A 17842-nucleotide genomic window follows, 5' to 3' on the forward strand; every position below is an offset into this window, starting at 1 on the left:
TTCGAGCCTACGGAGCGTCAGAGGCTGCCCAGGTCGTCGGGCACATCGACGGCGTACTGCTGAAGGACCTCGAGGGGAATCAGCTCCAAGGTGCGTTCGTGGGTGGCGGCCAACACGACCGGGGCGGCCTGGCCGTCTTGATGGGCCCGCAGCCAGTTGGCCGCCGTGACGCACCAGCGGTCTCCGGGCGCCAGGCCGGGGAAGCGGAAGTGTGGTGCCGGGGTCGACAGGTCATTGCCGATGGACTGCTGATGGGCCAGGAATTCGGCGGTCACCACGGCGCAGATGGTGTGCCGGCCGGCATCGGCGTCGCCGGTCGAGCAGCACCCGTCGCGGTAGAAGCCGGTGAGCGGGTCGGTGCTGCACTCTTCGAGCGGTCCGCCGAGGACATTGCGATCTGCCATCGCCCAAGTATGAGGTCAGCGTGGCGGCGCCGGGGTCGCACTGCGCTGTGCGTCGAGGATCAGCAGTGCCACGTGCAGCGACGTCATCGATTCTCCGTCATCGAGGTTGACCCCGAGGCGACGTTCGATCGAGGACAGCCGGCTGTAGAGCGCCGGGCGGCTCATGTGGAGCCGTTTGGCCAGCGCCGACTTGTTGCCGGCGAGCTCCAGGTAGCCGCGCAACACGGCCACGTCGTCACTGCCGTGCTCGGCATCGTGGATCAGCAGGTCCTTGAGTTCGGTTTCGGCGAACGTCTGAACCCGCGGATCGTCGAGCAACAACGTGATCAGTCCGCGCAGCCGGACGTCGGAGGCACGCACGAATGGGCGCGGCAGATCCGACATGGACGCCGCCACCTCGGCGACGTGGGCCGCTTCGCGTAGGCCGTGGACCGCGTCGGCGAACGCGCCGGCGGTGCTGCCGACGGCGATGACGACCTTGTCGGCGTCACCGCCGCGGGCGATGGCCTCACGCCAGCCCTCGGCCAGCCGGCTCAACGTGGTGTCGACGCCGGCCCCGCGCCGCGGATTCATGGCCAGCACCAGACCGATCTCACCGTCCCGGCGAATTGAGCAGATCGCGCTGTGCCCTTGGGATTTCACGCTGTGGGTGACCGCGTCGAGGATGCGGATGTTGCGGCGCTGGGTGCTGACGGGATCGAGTCGGTCCGGTGGTGCGCCGACCCGGACGGTGGCCGGGAGGTAGGACCCGGCGGCACGCAGGCCCAGCGCCAGCGCCCGGGCATCGGCCTCGCGGTCGTCGGCGATCCGGCCGCCCAACACGTCGTCGATCAGCCCGCTCTGCGCCTGGTGTTCGAGTCCCGACCGCCCCCGCTCGGCCATCCGGTGCAGGGCCAGTGCCTGCGCGGCCCGTTCCAGCACCATCTTGGTTTTGGCCGGGGCGGCCGGGGCGTGCGGAACGATGAGTCGCCCCCATTCCTCGGTGCGCGGCCCGACGGCGGTGGTTGCCCACGGCTCGGTCATCGCCCGGGACCGACGTTGCCAGTCGGTGAGCACGGTGGTGGCCGCCTCGCCGCGCGGAGAGATCGCCAGCACCTGCCGGGACAGGTCCTCCAGTACCACCGACTCGTCGGTCATCTCGGCGGCTGCGCGCACGATGTCGGCCATCGACGGGCGTTTCATGCTGAGCTCGGTGAAGGTCTGGTGGGTGCGGTGGGCGAACTCGAGTTCCTCGTACTGGTCGGCGACGATCAGCCGGTGCACCGCCTCGGTGACCTCGACGAACTTCGTCTCCCGGTGCAGCACCACCAGCGCCAGACCGAGCGTCTGGGCCATGTTGCCGACGCTGGCCGGAAGCGATTGGATGCGGGTGCCGAGTTCCACCACCACTCCGACGACGCCCGCTCGCTGCATCCGGCGCAGGTAGTCCCGCGGCGCAGCCGACAACGCCGCGCCGGTGGTGAGCACCAACTCACCGCCCTGCAGCAGACCGGCGAGGTCGGGCATGTCGCTGACGTGGACCCAGCGCACCGGGCGGTCCAGTTGCTGGGCGCTGAGCACCTCGGGTTCGCCGGCCTGCACCACCGGCAGCCCGACGATGTCGCGGACGGTTGGGATCATTTTACAAAGTGTAATAAATCTGGAGTTCTGCCTTACGGGATGTTTGGCTGCATGACGCCGTTGCCGGCCCAGAGTAATAGCAGTACTCACCGCCATAGGAAGGTTCGCAACCATGAGCAATGTCATTCAGCACTGGCGCGACGGCAAGGTATTTGCCGGCAGCTCCTCTGCCACCGCTCCGGTGACCAATCCGGCGACCGGTGCGGTCACCGGCGAGCTCGCGTTGGCCAGTGTCGATGACGCACGCGCCGTGATCGACGCCGCGGTCGCGGCGTTCCCGGCCTGGCGTGATGCCTCGCTGACCAAGCGCACGTCGGTACTGTTCGCCTTTCGCGAGCTGCTCAACGCCCGCAAGGAAGAACTGGCCGCCATCATCACCAGCGAGCACGGCAAGGTGCTCTCCGATGCGCTCGGCGAGGTGAGCCGGGGCCTGGAGGTTGTCGAATACGCTTGCGGTATCCCGAATCTGGTCAAGGGCGGATTCACCGAAAACGCCTCGACCAAGGTCGACGTGCACTCGGTGCTGCAGCCGCTGGGGCCGGTCGCCATCATCTCGCCGTTCAACTTCCCGGCCATGGTGCCGATGTGGTTCTTCCCGATCGCCATCGCTGCGGGCAACACCGTGGTGCTCAAGCCGTCGGAGAAGGATCCCAGCGCCTCGCTGTGGATGGCTGAGCTCTGGAAGGAAGCCGGCCTGCCCGACGGTGTGTTCAACGTGCTGCAGGGCGACAAGACCGCGGTCGACGAGCTGCTGACCAACCCCAAGATCAAGGCGGTGTCCTTCGTCGGCTCCACCCCGATCGCGCAGTACGTGTACGCCACCGCCACCGCGGCCGGCAAGCGGGTGCAGGCGCTGGGCGGGGCCAAGAACCACGCGGTGATCCTGCCGGATGCCGATCTGGATCTGGCCGCCGATGCGATGATCAACGCCGGTTTCGGTTCGGCCGGCGAGCGCTGCATGGCCGTGTCGGCCTGTGTGGCCGTCGGCCCGATCGCCGACGACCTGGTGGCCAAGATCGCCGAGCGCGCCACCACCATCAAAACCGGTGACGGAACCAAGGATTCGGACATGGGCCCGCTGGTCACCAAGGCCCACCGGGACAAGGTGGCGGCCTACATCGACGCCGGCGAGGCCGACGGGGCCAAGGTTGTGGTCGACGGCCGCACCGTGCTCGACGGGGCCGGCCAGAGAGATCCGGCGGGCTTCTGGCTGGGCCCGACCCTGCTGGACAACGTCACCACCGACATGAGCGTCTACACCGACGAGATCTTCGGCCCGGTGCTCGCGGTACTGCGGGTGGAGACCTACGACGAGGCCCTCGAACTGATCAACAACAACCCCTACGGCAACGGCACCGCGATCTTCACCAACGACGGTGGGGCCGCGCGGCGCTTCCAGAACGAGGTCGAGGTGGGCATGGTCGGCATCAACGTGCCGATCCCGGTTCCCATGTCCTACTACAGCTTTGGCGGATGGAAGGCCTCGCTGTTCGGCGACAGCCACGCCCACGGCGCCGAAGGGGTGCACTTCTTCACCCGCACCAAGGCCATCACCACCCGCTGGCTGGACCCCAGCCACGGCGGCATCAACCTCGGCTTCCCCGAGAACAAGTGAGAGAATTCCAGCCATGACTGTGACTCAAGAGTCTGCCGTGCTGCCCAACGGGTTGACCGTCGAGGCGGCCAAGGCCGAGGCCGCGCGCGCCTACGAACTCGACCGCGCGCACGTGTTCCACTCCTGGTCGGCGCAGGAGGAGATCTCGCCGATGACCGTCACCGCCGCCCAGGGGTCCTACCTGTGGGACGGCGACGGTAACCGGCTGCTGGACTTCTCCAGCCAGCTGGTCAACACCAACATCGGCCACCAGCACCCGAAAGTGGTTGCCGCCGTTGCCGAACAGGCCGCCAAGCTGTGCACGGTGGCCCCGCAGTACGCGAACCTGGCCCGCTCGGAGGCGGCCCGGCTGATCGCCGAGCGCACCCCCGGTGAACTGAACAAGGTGTTCTTCACCAACGGCGGTGCCGACGCGGTCGAGCATGCGGTGCGGATGGCCCGGCTGCACACCGGTCGCTACAAGGTGCTGTCCCGCTACCGCGCCTACCACGGCGGCACCGACACCGCGATCAACCTGACCGGTGACCCGCGCCGCTGGCCGAACGACCGCGGCAACGCCGGCATCGTGCACTTCAACGGGCCGTTCCTGTACCGCTCGTCGTTCTACGCCGAGACCGAGGAACAGGAATCGCAGCGCGCGCTGGAGTACCTCGACAAGCTGATCCAGATGGAGGGCCCGTCCACCATCGCCGCGATCATCCTGGAGTCGATCCCGGGCACCGCGGGCATCATGGTGCCCCCGCCGGGATACATGGCCGGGGTGCGGGAGATCTGCGACCGTTACGGCATCGTGTTCATCGCCGACGAGGTGATGGCCGGCTTCGGTCGCAGCGGAAAGTGGTTCTCCATCGAGCATTTCGATGTGGTTCCGGACCTGATGACGTTCGCCAAGGGCGTGAACTCCGGTTACGTCCCGCTCGGCGGGGTGGCGATCAGCCCGGCCATCTACGAGACGTTCGCGCATCGGTCCTACCCGGGTGGGCTGACCTACTCCGGGCACCCGCTGGCCACCGCGGCCGCCGTCGCCACCATCAACGCGATGGCCGACGAGGGCATGGTCGAGAACGCGGCCAAGATCGGTGCCGAGGTGCTCGGACCCGGCCTGGCCGAGTTGGCGGCCAAGCACCGCAGCGTCGGTGAGGTGCGCGGCATGGGTGTCTTCTGGGCCGTCGAGCTCGTGGCCAACCAGGAGACCCGCGAGCCGCTGGCGCCTTACGGTGGTTCCAGCCCGGCGATGAACGCGGTGATCGGCGCGTGCAAGGCCAACGGTCTGCTGCCGTTCGCCAACTTCAACCGCATCCACGTGGTGCCGCCGTGCAACGTCTCGGCGGAGGAGGCCCGTGAGGGTCTGGCGATCCTGGACAAAGCGCTCGACGTCGCGGATCAGCACGCCAACTGATCACTGCTCGAACGATGGCCCGGCCCTGCGGTTTTCGCAGTGCCGGGCCGTCGGCGTTCAGTGGCCGCGGTTGCCCTCGATGATCAGGTTCTTGATCTCGGCGAGGTGCTCATCGACCGAACGCAGGCGGGCGCGGGTCTCCTGACGGAAATCGGTGAGTTCGCGCTCGACCGAGCTGAGGCGCCCTTCGACCGCCGTGAGGCGCCCATTCGTCGATGTCAGGCTCAGCCCGTGGTCGCGCTGATTGGCGCCGAGCGCATTGACCGCTGCAAGCACGGCGCGGTAGTCGAAGCGATCCGCCTCCAACGCAGCGACGCGAGCCTCGAGATCATCCAACGCGGCCATCGCCCCATCGTAAGAGCGGGCGGAGGTGCCGGCCATGCCATCGCCACACTCGGTGGATAACTCCGTTGGCCCGTGATCCGCGGCGCGAATTGGGACACTGGACCGGTGCGTTCACCTGCCCAGTGCTGGCTCACCGACATGGACGGCGTCCTGGTGCGCGAGGAACACGCGCTACCAGGCGCCGCGGAATTCCTGCAGACCCTGACCGACAAGCAGCGGCCATTCCTGGTGCTGACAAACAACTCGATCTTCACGCCACGGGATCTGGCCGCTCGGCTGGCCCGCTCGGGACTGCTTGTGCCGGAGACGGCGATCTGGACCTCGGCCCTGGCCACCGCGGCGTTCCTGGCCGATCAGCAACCGGGCGGCTCGGCGTATGTGATCGGTGAGGCCGGTTTGACCACTGCGCTGCACGAATCGGGCTACACCCTGACCGATATCGATCCCGATTATGTGGTGCTGGGGGAGACCCGCACGTATTCGTTCGAAGCGATCACCAAGGCGATCCGGCTGATCCTCGGCGGCGCCCGGTTCATCGCCACCAATCCCGACGTCACCGGTCCCTCGGCGGAAGGCCCGTTGCCCGCCACCGGTTCGGTCGCGGCGATGATCACCAGGGCCACCGGCCGTGAACCGTATTTCGTCGGCAAGCCCAACCCGATGATGTTCCGCAGCGCGCTCAACCGGATCGAGGCGCACTCGGAGAACACCGTGATGGTGGGCGACCGGATGGACACCGATGTGGTGGCCGGTATCGAGGCAGGCTTGGACACCATCCTGGTGCTCACCGGCTCCACCACGGTTGCCGACATCGAGCGCTATCCGTTCCGGCCCAGCCGCGTGTTGCCGTCGATCGCCGAGGCAATCCAACTGATCTGACGCTCGACGGCCATTGCCGGAGGATGCTGTGGCGCGGTCACAAAACGGCAACGGCCGCGAATTGGCAACGAAATAACACTGCGGGCCGCTGATCGCATAGAGTATCCAATATTAGCGAAAGCGAGAACCGATGCCACCGCGAACAGCCACCCGGCGCACAGCCGCAGCATCCGATACCGCCACGGGAGCGCGCTCGGACTTCGTCCGACCCAAGACCGCCCAGCAGGCTGTGGCCGAGGCGCTGCGTCGGGACATCACCAGTGGCAAGCTCGCACCCGGCAGCTGGATCGTGCAGGAGAGCCTCGCCGAACAATTCGGCATGTCCCGGATACCGGTACGCGAGGCGCTGAAAACGCTTGAGGCCGAGGAATACATCACCTACGTGCCGCACAGTGGGTACCGCGTCGCCCAGCTCGGGCTCGACGAACTCGTCGAGGTGTTCCGGATCCGCGACATCCTCGAAGCCGAACTCATCCGCGATGCCATGCCGGCCGTCACCGATGAGCTGATCGGTGCGATGCGCGAGCAGATGGCCGTGATGGACCAAGCGGCCGCCGACGGTGACCTGATCGCGGTGGGGCTGGCCAACCGGCAGTTCCATTTCCTGACCTTCGAGGCCAGCCGGATGGCCCGCACCAAGCGCATCGTCACCCAACTGTGGAACACCGCCGATGCCTATCGGCCGATGTATGCCCACCTGATGGACCTCGAGCAGGTCAACAGTGAACATGTGCTGCTGGTCGAGGCAATGGCCGCCCGTGACATCGACCGCGTGGTCGCGCTGAATCATCAGCACCGCATGCACGCCATTGCTCATCTGCACACGGTGTTCGGAGACGCGGAACCCGGCGAATGAGTGCCCGGGAACGCTTGGCGGAGTTGGGAATCGACCTTCCTGCGCCGGCGCAGCCGAAGGGGTCGTACTTTCCGAGCCGTCGATGTGGTGACCAGCTGTGGATCTCGGGGACGACCGCGCGGCGGCCCGAGGATCCGGGCGCGGTCGGGGTGGTCGGTGCTGATGTCACGGCCGAACAGGCGACTGTGCAGGCGCGGCTGGCGGCGCTCAATCTTGTCGCGGCGCTCGATGCGGCCGTCGGCTTGGATGCCGTGACCGCCCTGGTGCATCTACGTGGTTTTGTGCGCGCCACCTCCGAGTTCGATGCGCACCCTGGAGTAATCGACGGGGCGTCGACACTGCTGCTGGATGTGTTCGGCGAGGAGTGCGGGGTCCATGCCCGCACCGCGATCGGGGTGGCATCGTTGCCGGGCGGCGCGTGTGTGGAGCTCGAACTCGTCGCGGCCGTGCGCGGCTGATCAGACCGACCGGGCCGCGGTGCGGCCGATCGCGAGCCCCAAGGCGATTCCGGCCAGCGTCGTCAACCCGATTGAACACCAGTCGAATCCACCTGCCGCGGCGGAACGCCGTGTCGGGCTCTGCTCGGCGCACGGCCCGGTTTCGCCATCGTCGGAACCGACGATCATCACATTGAGTCTGCGCACGAACTGCCCGATGATGCGGTTGCTGACCTGGGAGATGACTCCGGCACCGAATTGGGCGATGCGGCCGCCGAGTTCGAGGTCGGTGCGCACGGTGACCTCCGTGCGGGTATCCCGCTCGCAGGCCGACATCGTGACGGTGGCTTCCGCCGAGCCGTTGCCTTTTCGATCGCGGGCCTGCCCGCGGACCACCATCTCGTGGGTGCTGTCATCCCGGCGGACGACGGTTGCCGTACCCGAGAGGGTCAGTCCGACCGGTCCCACTTTGATGGCGACATTGGCCCGGTAGTCGTCACCGTCGTGGCTTTCGAGTGCTGCGCCGGGTATGCACTCGACCACCCGCGGTACGTCGGTCAATGCCGCCCAGGCGATTTCGAGTGGGGCGTCGACGGAGAACTCATTGACTAACTGCATGCCGGTTTCCGTCTCCCTCGATTGCCGTTTCCGGTTGTGCGTCCCCAGGGGCCGCCCTACGATTGGATACGATATCCAACGTCGCCCAGGAGGTCGATAGTGCTGAGTAAGGGAGTCGGATTGTTTCCGACCGAACCGGTGGGCACGATGTGCGAGTACGTGCGGTTGAGCGAATCGCTCGGTTACGACAACGTGTGGTTCGGGGATTCACAGAACATCTGGCGGGAATCGTCGACGGTGATGGGTGCCGCAGCGGCGGGCACCGAACGCATCGTGTTCGGCACCGGGGTGACCAACGCGGTGACCCGCCATCAATCCATACTGGCCTCGACCTGGGCGACGCTGGCCGAGTACACCGGCGGCCGGGTGGCGTTGGGCATCGGCACCGGCGACTCGTCTTTGCGCACCATGGGTCTCAAGCCGCTCAAGCTGGCCGAGCTCGAAGCGTCGATCGGAGAGCTCCGCGCGCTGTTCAAAGGTGAGAACGTGGTGGAGCCGACCAGCGGCGCCGAATACCACCTGAACTACGTGACCGAGCCGATGGACATTCCGATTTACATCGCGGCCTCCGCCCCGAAGATCCTGCGGATGTCGGGTCGCATAGCCGACGGCGTCATCGTGTTGGTCGGGACCGCTCCGCACTTCATCGAAGCGGCGCTGAGGACGATCGAAGCCGGCGCGGCGGAAAGCGGCCGCACCCTCGACGACATCCACATCGTGCTGTGGACTCCGACGGCGATCGACGACGACCGGGTCAAGGCGCGGGATCTGGTGCGCGCGCACGTGTCGCGGGTGGCGATCCGACCGTTGCCGGCCCAGGTCGAGCCCGCTCTGGAGAAGGCGATCGACCGGATCCGGGATTCTTATGACTACTACGAGCACATGAATCCCGAGGCGTCACATGCTGATCTGGTGCCCGACGAGCTGGTGGACCTATTCGCGCTGGCCGGCACCCCCGATGAATGTGCCCAGCGGCTCAAGGAGATCGAAGCCCTTGGTGTCGACCAGGTTTCGATCGTGCCGTTCGTGCGCCCGGGGGAGAGCCGGGCGGCCACCATTCGCACCTTCGCCGAAATCGTCGACGGACGTGGCTGATCGCCACGGCTTCCCGGCACCCGGCAGCCCGGTGCCGGGTGCGCCCCCACCGCTGAAGCGGACCCTCGCGGCGGCTGACGGCGTTGCGGTGACGCCCGTCGTCGTCGGCCATGGGCCGAATCCGACCGGTTCGGGGCCGGTGGTCGCGCCGGTCACGTCGAGGGCGAGGTTCACGATGGCAGCCGCACTGGTGGGTGTGGCCGTCGGCCTTGAACTGGCCCGGCTGTGGACGAGTGGCGGTGCCGCTCATATTGGTCCAAAATATTGACCTAGATCACACCAATTCGTATAGTGTATCCAATATTCACCGACCCGGAGGTATGCGTCCATGGCCTGGTTTCGCAAAGTGTTCGCCGCGGCGGGAACTGCGGTGGCGCTCGTCGCGTCGGCGACCGCATGTGCCGACGAATCATCGGGTCCGGACAGCGCTGCCGCGGATACGTTGAGCATTTCGGCCACCGGGGTGGACAGCCTGCCGTTCATGGCCATCCTGCAGGTCGGGATCGACAAGGGATGGTTCAAGGAGCAGGGCGTCAATGTCGATCTCTACTCCGGCGGTGGCGGCGGCAATACGCTGCGGGTGGTCACCAGCGGTGACGCCGATATGGCGATCGCCGGCAACAGCTCGGTGATTCTTGCCGCGCAGCAACCGAATTCGAATCTCAAGGTAGTTGCGCCGTGGTTCCAGATCAACGACTTCTCCTGGATCTCGCCACCGGGCCGCAAAGTGGCGGACGCCACCCTCGGGTTCAGTTCGGCGGGCTCGTCGACCGAACTGATCGTCAAGGGTCTCGAGCGCAAGCTCGGCGTCAAGTCGCAAGCGGTCGGCCCGATGGGGGACAACTGGACGGCGGCCAAGGCCGGACAGATCACCGCGGGGTGGGCCATGCAGCCCTTCATCGCCGACAAGCAGGCCTCGGACCATGCTGAGGTGCTGGTCGATTCACGCGACGTGGTGGGTGACCTGCCGGCCGATCTGGTGGCGGTGAATGCCGACTATGCCCAGCGAAATCCCGATAACGTGCGGGCCTTCTTCACTGTTGCCGACCGGCTGAACGAATGGCTGGTGACCAACCCCGACGAGGCGGCCGACGAGATCGCCCCGTTGGTCGGGGTGTCGCCCGAGGTGATGCGGGCAGCCTTCGCCAATAATCCCGACCTGGCCAAAGGCTATTCGTTGAAGGTCGACGCCGACGGTCTGAAGAACCTTTCGGAGTTGATGGTCGCCGCGGGCCAGATCTCGGAGCAGATCGACTGGGCCGCAACGCTGGATCAGCAGTACCTGCCGGACGACGCCCAGACCGACATCTGAGCTGACCGGGCCAGAATCTCCGAAAGGCGTACCTATGGATCGTGACGGCATCCGGATCGACAACGTTTCGGTGGTCTTCGATACACCGGCCGGCAAGGTGACGGCGGTGACCGATATCAAGCAGCACGTTCCGCATTCCAGTTTCGTGTCCATCGTCGGACCCAGCGGATGCGGTAAGTCGACACTGCTGGCGGTGATCTCCGGGCTGCAGGACTCGACAACGGGCCTGGTGCGCGTGGCGGGGCGCCCGGTCACCGGCCCCGACCCCTCGATCGGCGTGGTGTTCCAAGAAGATTCCACGCTGCCGTGGCGCACGGTCGAAGAAAACGTGGCATTCGCCATGGAGATGATCGGCACGGCGAAGGCCGAACGACGGCAACGGGCCAAAGACGCGATCGAACTCGTCGGGCTGGGAGGCTTCGAAATGTCCTACCCCTCCATGCTTTCCGGAGGTATGCGGCAACGAGTCGCGCTCGCGCGTACCTTGGCGGTTCAGCCGGAGGTGGTCCTGATGGACGAGCCGTTCGCCGCGCTCGACCAACAGACCCGCTTGTTCCTCGGCGCCGAGGTGCGCCAGATCTGGGCCAGGACGAATCAGACGATCGTGTTCGTCACGCATGACATCTCCGAGGCCATCCTGCTCTCCCAACAGGTTTGGGTGATGTCCTACCGGCCGGGATCGATCATCGACGTGGTCGACATCGACCTTCCAGACGAACGCGACGCGAGCATGGTCTCCACCCCGCGGTTCAACGAACTCCAGAATCGGATCTGGACATCTCTGCAGGCCGAATCCATGCGCGGATTCAGACAGCAGGAGGCCCAGAAGAAGGTGGCTACGTGACGACGTCGTATGTCGCACAGGACGATCCCCCCACGCAGAAGATGGGTACCGATGCCGGCCGGCCGGTGCCGGAGCGCCGCAGGTGGCGGCTGAGCAACTCGGCGGTCAGCACGCTCTCGACGCTCGTGCTGCTCATCGGGTTCCTGATCGTCGCCGAACTTGGTGCCCGGACCGGGCTGTGGAGCGACCGGATCCTGCCCGCACCCTCGGTGATCCTGTCCGAACTGGTCGGTCTGCTCGGCGAGGCGCAGTTTTGGAACGACGCCGCCCGCACCGGTGTCGAGGTGGCCTTCTCCATCGTGTTCGGCAGCCTGCTGGGTTTCGCTGCCGGCCTGACCTTCTGGAAGCTGCCGGCAATCGGGCGGATCTTCGAGCCGTACCTGGTGTCCTTCTATGCGGTGCCGCTCGTGCTGTTCTATCCGGTGATGATCGTGGTGGTCGGCATCAACGCCATGTCGGTGATCATCCTGGCGACCATCATGGCGGCGATCCCGATGGCGCTCAACACCGCGGTCGGGCTCAACACCATGCCGCCGGTGTACCTGAAGCTGGCCCGATCCTTGAAGGCCTCGCCACAACAGACCTTGTTCGCCATCGCGATCCCGGCGGCCGGACCGTTCATCGTCGCCGGCCTGCGGCTCGCCGTGGTCTATGCCCTGATCGGCACCATCGCCATGGAATTCACCACGGCACAGGCGGGCCTGGGCTACCGGATCCGATATCTCTACGAGATCTTCGACAACAACGCGATGTTCGCCTACATCGCGGTCGTGCTGGTGCTGTCGTGCATTCTCACCGTGCTGCTGGCGGCGGTCGAACGCGTTCTGCTGCGCGGGAGGAACCGATGACCTCGACCCTGCAGTCGCCGTCCGGCGCCGCCCCGGTTGCCACGTCGCGATCGACGTCGCAGCGGGTCCGTTCGATCCTGGGTAACCAGGCCGTCGGTGCGGTCCTGCTTGCGCTGGTGGTGGGCATCGTGTGGGAGATCTTCTCCGACCTGACGTTCGTGGTGCCCTCGCCGGTGCAGACGTTCCGGGTGCTGATCGGCAACCTCACCGACCCGGGGTATCTGTTCGATCTGCAGGTCACCGCGCAGTCGGTGTTCCTGGCATTCGTCATCGGCACCGCGGTCGGCGGCGCGTTGGGCTTGCTGCTCGGCCTGTCGCAGCGGTTGCGGCTGATCTTCGAGCCGATACTGATCGTGCTCAACGGGATCCCCAAGATCGTGCTGTATCCGGTGCTGCTGCCGATCTTCAGCCTGTCCGGCTCCAAGATCGTCATGGGCGTCCTGTTTGCCCTGTTCCCGGTGTTGATCAACGTGACCACCGGGGTGCAGCAGATCCCAGGGGTGTATTGGAAGCTGGCCCGCTCGGTGCGTGCCAATCCCTGGCAGACGTTGGTGCACATCATCATTCCCGCGATCCGGCGACCGCTGCTGACCGGGATCCGGCTGGCGGTCAGCCTCGCGGTGGTCGGCGTGGTGCTCTCGGAGTTCTTCGCCACCAGGCGGGGGCTGGGTCGGGTGGTACTGCAGTCCTACAGTCACGGTGACTACCCGTCCATGGTGGCCACCATCATGCTGCTGATCACCATCTCGTTCGGTATCTCGATCGCGCTGTGGCAGTGGGAGAAACGACTCCATTGACCGCCAACGTATCGGCGCCCGGCCACATCGGCAGCTCGGTCGGGCGTCGCGAGGACGAGCGGCTGCTCGGCGGACGCGGGCAGTTCGTGGCCGATGGCGCGGCCGGCGCACGCCACGTGGTGTTCCTGCGATCGGCCCAACCACACGCCAGGATCAGCGGGCTGGATACTTCGGCCGCCGAGCTGATGCCCGGGGTGATCGGCATCTACACCGCCCAGGACCTGGGCCTGTGCGATGTGTCCATCCCGTCGCTGACCACCCCGGATCCGGACTTCACCGCAGCCACGGCCTGTGTGCTGGCCGAGCAGCGGCTGGCGATGCTGGCCCATGACCGCGTGCACTACGTCGGCCAGCCGATCGCCGTGGTGATCGCCGAGGACCGCTACCTCGCCGAGGACGCGGCAGAGGCCATCGAGATCGACTATGAGCCGCTGGCCGCGGTGACCGATCCGTTCCGGGCGCTTGATCCCGCATGCCCACCGCTGTTCGACCACCTCGACAGCAACGAGGCGGCGCGACTGCACTATTCATTCGGCGACGTCGAACACGGATTCGCCGCGGCGGCAACGGTGGTCAGCGGCACCTACCGGATGAACCGGCACGGCGCGGTACCGCTGGAGTGCCGGGGCGTGCTCGCACAGTTCGACGCCCGGCACAAACGGGTCGAGGTGACCACGTCCACCCAGGTTCCGCACATGGTGCGCAACGCGATCTGCGCGGTGACCGGCTGGTCCCGTCAGGACGTCAAGGTCGCGGTTCCTGATGTCGGCGGCGGCTTTGGCACCAAGGCCAACGTGTACGCCGAGGAGATCCTGCTCGCCCTGCTGGCGCGGCACACCGGGGACCGCTTGATCTGGATCGAGGACCGCCAGGAACATCTGCTGGCCAGCGCTCAGGGCCGCGATCAGGTGCACCGCACCCGGCTCGCGGTCGACGCCGACGGCCACATCCTGGCCTGGGCCGACGATTTCGTCGTCGACATCGGCGCCGGGAGCCTGTGGGTGGCCGGGATCATCGCCAACACCGCGATCCATCTCCTGGGGCCCTACCGGATACCTGCGGCACAGATTTCGGGTCGCGCGGCGCTGACGAACAAGACGCTGGTCGCCCAGTACCGGGGTGCGGGCCGGCCGGAGGCCACGTTCGCGATGGAACGCAGCCTCGATGCCGCGGCCCGCGAGATCGGCCTGAGCACCGACGAGATCCGGCGGCGCAACCTGCTCACCGAGGCCGATATGCCCTACCCGCGGCCGATTCCGTACCGCGACGGTGTGCCGATCCGGTACGACGGTCGCGATTACCGCGCATGCCTGGAATCGGTACTGGACGCGCTGCCGTCCGAAGAAATGAGCCGCTGTGCGGCCGAAAACCCGCAATACCACCTCGGTTACGGTCTGGCGTCCTATCTGGAGGCCACCGGCCGCGGTCCGCACGAGACCGCCCGGATACGTCTGCTGCCCGACGGACACTTCGAGATCACCGCGGGCGCAGCCTCGGCCGGTCAGGGGCACGAAACCGTGTTCGCGCAGGTTGCCGCCGAGACCTTGGCGGTGCCGTTCGACCAGGTTCGCTATCTGCCGGGGGACACCGAGCGGTTACCCGACGGGGTGGGAACCTTCGCCAGCCGCTCGGCGATACTCGCCGGCTCGGCGGTGCACAAGGCCGCCGGGCAACTCGTCGAGCTGGCCGCCGAGCGGGTGAGGGCGCTGACCGGCGCCGAACGCGATGACGTCCAGTACGCCGAGGGTCGGTTCCACCTCACCGGGGACTACTCGATCGGCTGGGCCGAACTCGCCCGCGCGGTGGCCCTGGGTGGCGAGCAGGAAGGTGGCGGCGCACTCGATGTCACTGCCGTGCACCGGGTTCCGACGGTGACCTGGACGATGGGAGTGCATGCCGTGATCGTCGGTGTGCATCGGCGTACCGGAATGGTCAAGGTTCTGCGCTATGCGGTGGCTCATGAGGGCGGTCGGGAGATCAACCCGAGAATCGTCGAAGGGCAGATCATCGGTGGGGTGGCCCAGGGGGTCGGCGGGGCGCTGTTCGAGCGGTGGGAGTATTCGGAAACCGGGCAGCCGCAATCGACCACGTTTGCCGCCTACCACCTGCCGTTGAGCACCGATATGCCGATGGTGCGAGTCCGGCATCGGCATGTCGACACCCCGGCGAACCCGATCGGTGTGCGCGGGGCAGGGGAGAGCGGCACCATCGCGGTGTACGCCGCGCTCGCCAGTGCTGTCGACGACGCGCTCGGCGGCCGGATTCAGGTCGACAGCACCCCGATCGCGACGGGTCAACTGTGTCGCGCATTGGAGCAGGCGTCGTGAAACCCGCGCCGTTCCACTACCTCCGGCCGGATTCGGTCGGTGAGGCCCTCGAGCAGTTGGCCTGCCATCCGGATGCCAAGCTGATGGCGGGTGGTCAGTCCTTGATGGCGTTGATGAATCTGCGGCTGGCCCGGCCCGGCGTGGTCATCGACATCGGCCGTCTGGACGAGCTCAACCGGATGTTCGACGACACCGACGATCTGGTCGTGGGTGCCTTGGTCACCCATCGCACCGTGGAGATTGACCCGTTGATCGGGGCACGCGTCCCGCTGCTCGCCGCTGCCGCCGGCCATATCGGACACCTCGGTATCCGCAACCGCGGCACGCTCGGCGGATCGGTGGCGCATGCCGACCCGGCTGCCGAGATGCCCTTGGCCACACTGGTGCTCGACGCGACCTTTCACACCGAGTCGGTGGGCGGTGGCCGTCGGAAGGTGGCGGCCGAGGACATGTTCGTATCGTTCTACACCAACGCCCTGGAACCCGACGAGATGATCACCTGGGTCTCGATCCCCGCCATCCGTCCCGGTCAGGGCTGGGGGTTCGTCGAATACGCCCGGCAGCACGGCGATTACGGGTTGGCCGGCGCCGGTTGCCTGCTGAGTGTCGGCCGCGACGGTCGCATCGAATCGCTGCGGGCCGGGGCGCTCAGCGCAGCGGATCGCCCGCTGTTGTTCATCGGCGACGAGGCCGTCGGCGAACGCCCGTCGGCGGGCCTGTGGCGCGCACTGGCACAGCGCTGGGCCAGTGCTACCGACCCGTCCTCCGACGATCCGGACTACTCCCGGCGGTTGTGCGCAGAGGCGTTGACACAGGCGCTGACCGAAGCCGAACGGCGCACCCAAGAGGGACAGGAGGCCATCCATGCCCGCAACTGACACATCCAAACAACCTGTGAGCGTGCCGATATCAGCAGTGGTCAACGGCAGGCTGATCCAGCGCACGGTGACTCCCAGGCTGACGCTGGCCGATTTCCTGCGCGACGAACTGGGCCTGACCGGTACTCATCTGGGCTGCGAGCACGGGGTGTGCGGGGCATGTTCGGTCTTCCTCGACGGTCGCAGCGTGCGTGCCTGCCTCATGCTGGCGGCGCAGATCGACGGTGTCCGGGTGACCACGGTCGAAGGCCTCGAGGAGTTCGAGGAGACCGGGCGGCTGCGGCAGGCGTTCTCCGAACACGGGGGCCTGCAGTGCGGATTCTGTACGCCGGGATTCCTGATCACTGCCGTCGAATTGCTGCGCGACCCGAACACCGACAAGCCGTTGACCGAGGATGCGGTGCGAGAGGCTCTGTCCGGCAACATCTGCCGGTGCACCGGATACCAGGGCATCGTGCAAGCGGTGCTGGATGCCGCCGATCAATCCCGGTGATGACGCTGCGGCCGGTGCCGGCACGGGTGGTGGCCGGATCCGCACCGCCGAACTCTTGCGCCCGGTTGGCGCAAGCCGGTGGGGGCTGGCGGCCGTGCTGGCCGTCGCGTTGGGGGCAGTCCTTTGCGGCACCGCGGCATTGGGCCGGGCCGAATGGGGATCGGCGGTGGCGCTGGGCTTCGTGCTGATCACCGTTCCCGAAATTCCCACCGGCCGGCGCCCGGCGCTGCACACCCTGGGAGTGCGCGCCGTGACCGTGCTACTCGGCGGCGCACTCGTCGTGGCCGGTGCGCACAACGCCGTGGTGGTGGCGGCGCTGACCGTTGTGGCGGCGATCGCCGGAGCCGTGATCCGCGGGGTCGGCGCGACGGCGGGCCTGTCGGTGGTGCTGATATCGACCGATCTGGGTCCCGGCGCCACGAGTATGGCCGCGCTGTGGCCGTACGTCGTCGGTATCACCATCGGGTTCGCCGGCTGGGCACTGTGGTTCTTGGCTTCCCGCCTGCGAGGCCACCTCGACGACGAGCCGGCCCCGGGCGGGGCCGGGGCCGGTGTTGCGCACGCCGTTCGGGTCGGGGTCGCGGTCGGGTCGGCCGTGTCGTTGGCAGCGTTGTGGCCTACGGAGATGGTGGGCGCGCATTGGTTGATCACCAGCGTGCTGTTGACGATCCAGCCGAGCCAAGCCCAGACCGGTTTGCGCTTGGCTCAACGGCTTTCGGGCAACTCGGTCGGTGCGGTGATCGCCGCCGCGCTGTTGGGTGCACGCCCGGCGGCGCCGGTGATGATCGCAGTCACCGTGGTGCTCTTCCTTGTCGCGATGGCGCTGCGGCCGGTCAACTACACCTGGTGGGCGATCACCGGACCGCCGGTGCTGCTGGTGATCAGCGAGTACCCCGACCTGTTCCCGTGGTACGAGGGTGGGGTTCGACTCGCCATGAATCTCGCGGGTGCGCTCATCGTGGTCGTGGTGATGTTTGCAGTGCCCATGATCGTGGCGGCGGGCCGGCGGTCGCGACAGCGCGGACGGATTGCGCTATGCCGCCGTCAACATATCGGATAGTGTATACAAAATCCA

At 66.9% G+C, this 17842-nt stretch carries 19 protein-coding genes; 15 read left to right on the forward strand and 4 right to left on the reverse strand.

Annotation, left to right across the window (positions count from 1 at the left end; genetic code table 11):
- Nucleotides 1-17: 17 nt before the first annotated feature.
- Together A5740_RS12755 and A5740_RS12760 are read right to left on the reverse strand one after the other, a co-directional pair.
- Nucleotides 18-404, reverse strand: coding sequence for a DUF2237 family protein (locus tag A5740_RS12755; protein ID WP_076194535.1), 387 nt, complete (start codon nt 402-404; stop codon nt 18-20).
- A 15-nt stretch (nt 405-419) separates the two neighbouring features.
- A complete protein-coding gene (locus A5740_RS12760; protein ID WP_076194537.1) occupies nt 420-2024 on the reverse strand; it encodes a PucR family transcriptional regulator in 1605 nt (534 codons plus the stop codon).
- A 112-nt stretch (nt 2025-2136) separates the two neighbouring features.
- Here A5740_RS12760 and A5740_RS12765 point away from each other — a divergent pair, with 112 nt between their 5' ends.
- Nucleotides 2137-3639 (forward strand): CoA-acylating methylmalonate-semialdehyde dehydrogenase, encoded by a 1503-nt coding sequence (locus A5740_RS12765; RefSeq protein ID WP_076194539.1) that lies wholly within the window; start codon nt 2137-2139, stop codon nt 3637-3639.
- 13 nt (nt 3640-3652) lie between these two features.
- A complete protein-coding gene (locus A5740_RS12770; RefSeq protein ID WP_076194540.1) occupies nt 3653-5038 on the forward strand; it encodes an aspartate aminotransferase family protein in 1386 nt (461 codons plus the stop codon).
- A gap of 57 nt (nt 5039-5095) precedes the next feature.
- Here the strand turns inward: A5740_RS12770 and A5740_RS12775 are convergent, their stop codons facing one another.
- The gene (locus A5740_RS12775; protein WP_076194700.1) at nt 5096-5383 is read right to left on the reverse strand and encodes a hypothetical protein; all 288 of its coding nucleotides are present in this window, start codon (nt 5381-5383) and stop codon (nt 5096-5098) included.
- A 105-nt stretch (nt 5384-5488) separates the two neighbouring features.
- Between A5740_RS12775 and A5740_RS12780 the strand changes: the two genes are divergently transcribed.
- The 3 genes from A5740_RS12780 (at nt 5489) to A5740_RS12790 (ending at nt 7576) form a co-directional block, all read left to right on the forward strand.
- Nucleotides 5489-6262 (forward strand): HAD-IIA family hydrolase, encoded by a 774-nt coding sequence (locus tag A5740_RS12780; protein WP_076194702.1) that lies wholly within the window; start codon nt 5489-5491, stop codon nt 6260-6262.
- Between the two features lie 130 nt (nt 6263-6392).
- Nucleotides 6393-7118 carry a GntR family transcriptional regulator gene (locus A5740_RS12785; protein WP_076194542.1) on the forward strand — a complete coding sequence of 242 codons (726 nt, stop codon included), beginning with the start codon at nt 6393-6395 and terminating at the stop codon, nt 7116-7118.
- Entirely contained in the window at nt 7115-7576 is a 462-nt protein-coding gene (locus tag A5740_RS12790) for a RidA family protein (protein WP_076194544.1), read from the forward strand. The genes A5740_RS12785 and A5740_RS12790 overlap by 4 nt, the downstream gene beginning before the upstream one ends.
- Here A5740_RS12790 and A5740_RS12795 read toward each other — a convergent pair whose 3' ends face one another.
- On the reverse strand, nt 7577-8173 hold the full coding sequence (locus tag A5740_RS12795) for an SRPBCC family protein (protein ID WP_076194545.1): 597 nt from the start codon (nt 8171-8173) through the stop codon (nt 7577-7579). It abuts the gene before it with no gap.
- A gap of 99 nt (nt 8174-8272) precedes the next feature.
- On the opposite strand from A5740_RS12795, the gene A5740_RS12800 reads away from it, so the two are divergent.
- Genes A5740_RS12800 through A5740_RS12845 form a run of 10 tightly spaced genes read left to right on the forward strand, consistent with a single transcriptional unit; the run spans nt 8273 to nt 17827 of the window.
- The gene (locus A5740_RS12800; protein ID WP_254849171.1) at nt 8273-9268 is read left to right on the forward strand and encodes an LLM class flavin-dependent oxidoreductase; all 996 of its coding nucleotides are present in this window, start codon (nt 8273-8275) and stop codon (nt 9266-9268) included.
- Nucleotides 9261-9536: a hypothetical protein gene (locus tag A5740_RS12805; protein WP_076194547.1), complete on the forward strand. Its 276-nt coding sequence runs from the start codon at nt 9261-9263 to the stop codon at nt 9534-9536. The genes A5740_RS12800 and A5740_RS12805 overlap by 8 nt, the downstream gene beginning before the upstream one ends.
- Nucleotides 9537-9596: 60 nt before the next feature.
- Complete coding sequence (locus A5740_RS12810; protein WP_076194548.1) at nt 9597-10580, forward strand: ABC transporter substrate-binding protein; 984 nt, start codon at nt 9597-9599, stop codon at nt 10578-10580.
- Between the two features lie 34 nt (nt 10581-10614).
- Entirely contained in the window at nt 10615-11424 is an 810-nt protein-coding gene (locus tag A5740_RS12815) for an ABC transporter ATP-binding protein (protein ID WP_076194550.1), read from the forward strand.
- The gene (locus tag A5740_RS12820; RefSeq protein ID WP_076194551.1) at nt 11421-12272 is read left to right on the forward strand and encodes an ABC transporter permease; all 852 of its coding nucleotides are present in this window, start codon (nt 11421-11423) and stop codon (nt 12270-12272) included. The genes A5740_RS12815 and A5740_RS12820 overlap by 4 nt, the downstream gene beginning before the upstream one ends.
- Nucleotides 12269-13069, forward strand: a complete 801-nt coding sequence (locus A5740_RS12825; protein ID WP_076194552.1) for an ABC transporter permease — start codon at nt 12269-12271, stop codon at nt 13067-13069. The genes A5740_RS12820 and A5740_RS12825 overlap by 4 nt, the downstream gene beginning before the upstream one ends.
- On the forward strand, nt 13066-15396 hold the full coding sequence (locus A5740_RS12830; RefSeq protein ID WP_076194553.1) for a xanthine dehydrogenase family protein molybdopterin-binding subunit: 2331 nt from the start codon (nt 13066-13068) through the stop codon (nt 15394-15396). The genes A5740_RS12825 and A5740_RS12830 overlap by 4 nt, the downstream gene beginning before the upstream one ends.
- Nucleotides 15393-16274 (forward strand): xanthine dehydrogenase family protein subunit M, encoded by an 882-nt coding sequence (locus A5740_RS12835; protein ID WP_076194554.1) that lies wholly within the window; start codon nt 15393-15395, stop codon nt 16272-16274. Before A5740_RS12830 ends, A5740_RS12835 begins: the two co-directional genes overlap by 4 nt.
- Nucleotides 16261-16767: a (2Fe-2S)-binding protein gene (locus A5740_RS12840; protein WP_076194556.1), complete on the forward strand. Its 507-nt coding sequence runs from the start codon at nt 16261-16263 to the stop codon at nt 16765-16767. The genes A5740_RS12835 and A5740_RS12840 overlap by 14 nt, the downstream gene beginning before the upstream one ends.
- Nucleotides 16745-17827 carry an FUSC family protein gene (locus tag A5740_RS12845; protein WP_076194558.1) on the forward strand — a complete coding sequence of 361 codons (1083 nt, stop codon included), beginning with the start codon at nt 16745-16747 and terminating at the stop codon, nt 17825-17827. The genes A5740_RS12840 and A5740_RS12845 overlap by 23 nt, the downstream gene beginning before the upstream one ends.
- Nucleotides 17828-17842: the final 15 nt, after the last annotated feature.

This window comes from Mycobacterium sp. GA-1841, assembly GCF_001954135.1.
In the GTDB taxonomy this organism is placed as follows: domain Bacteria; phylum Actinomycetota; class Actinomycetes; order Mycobacteriales; family Mycobacteriaceae; genus Mycobacterium.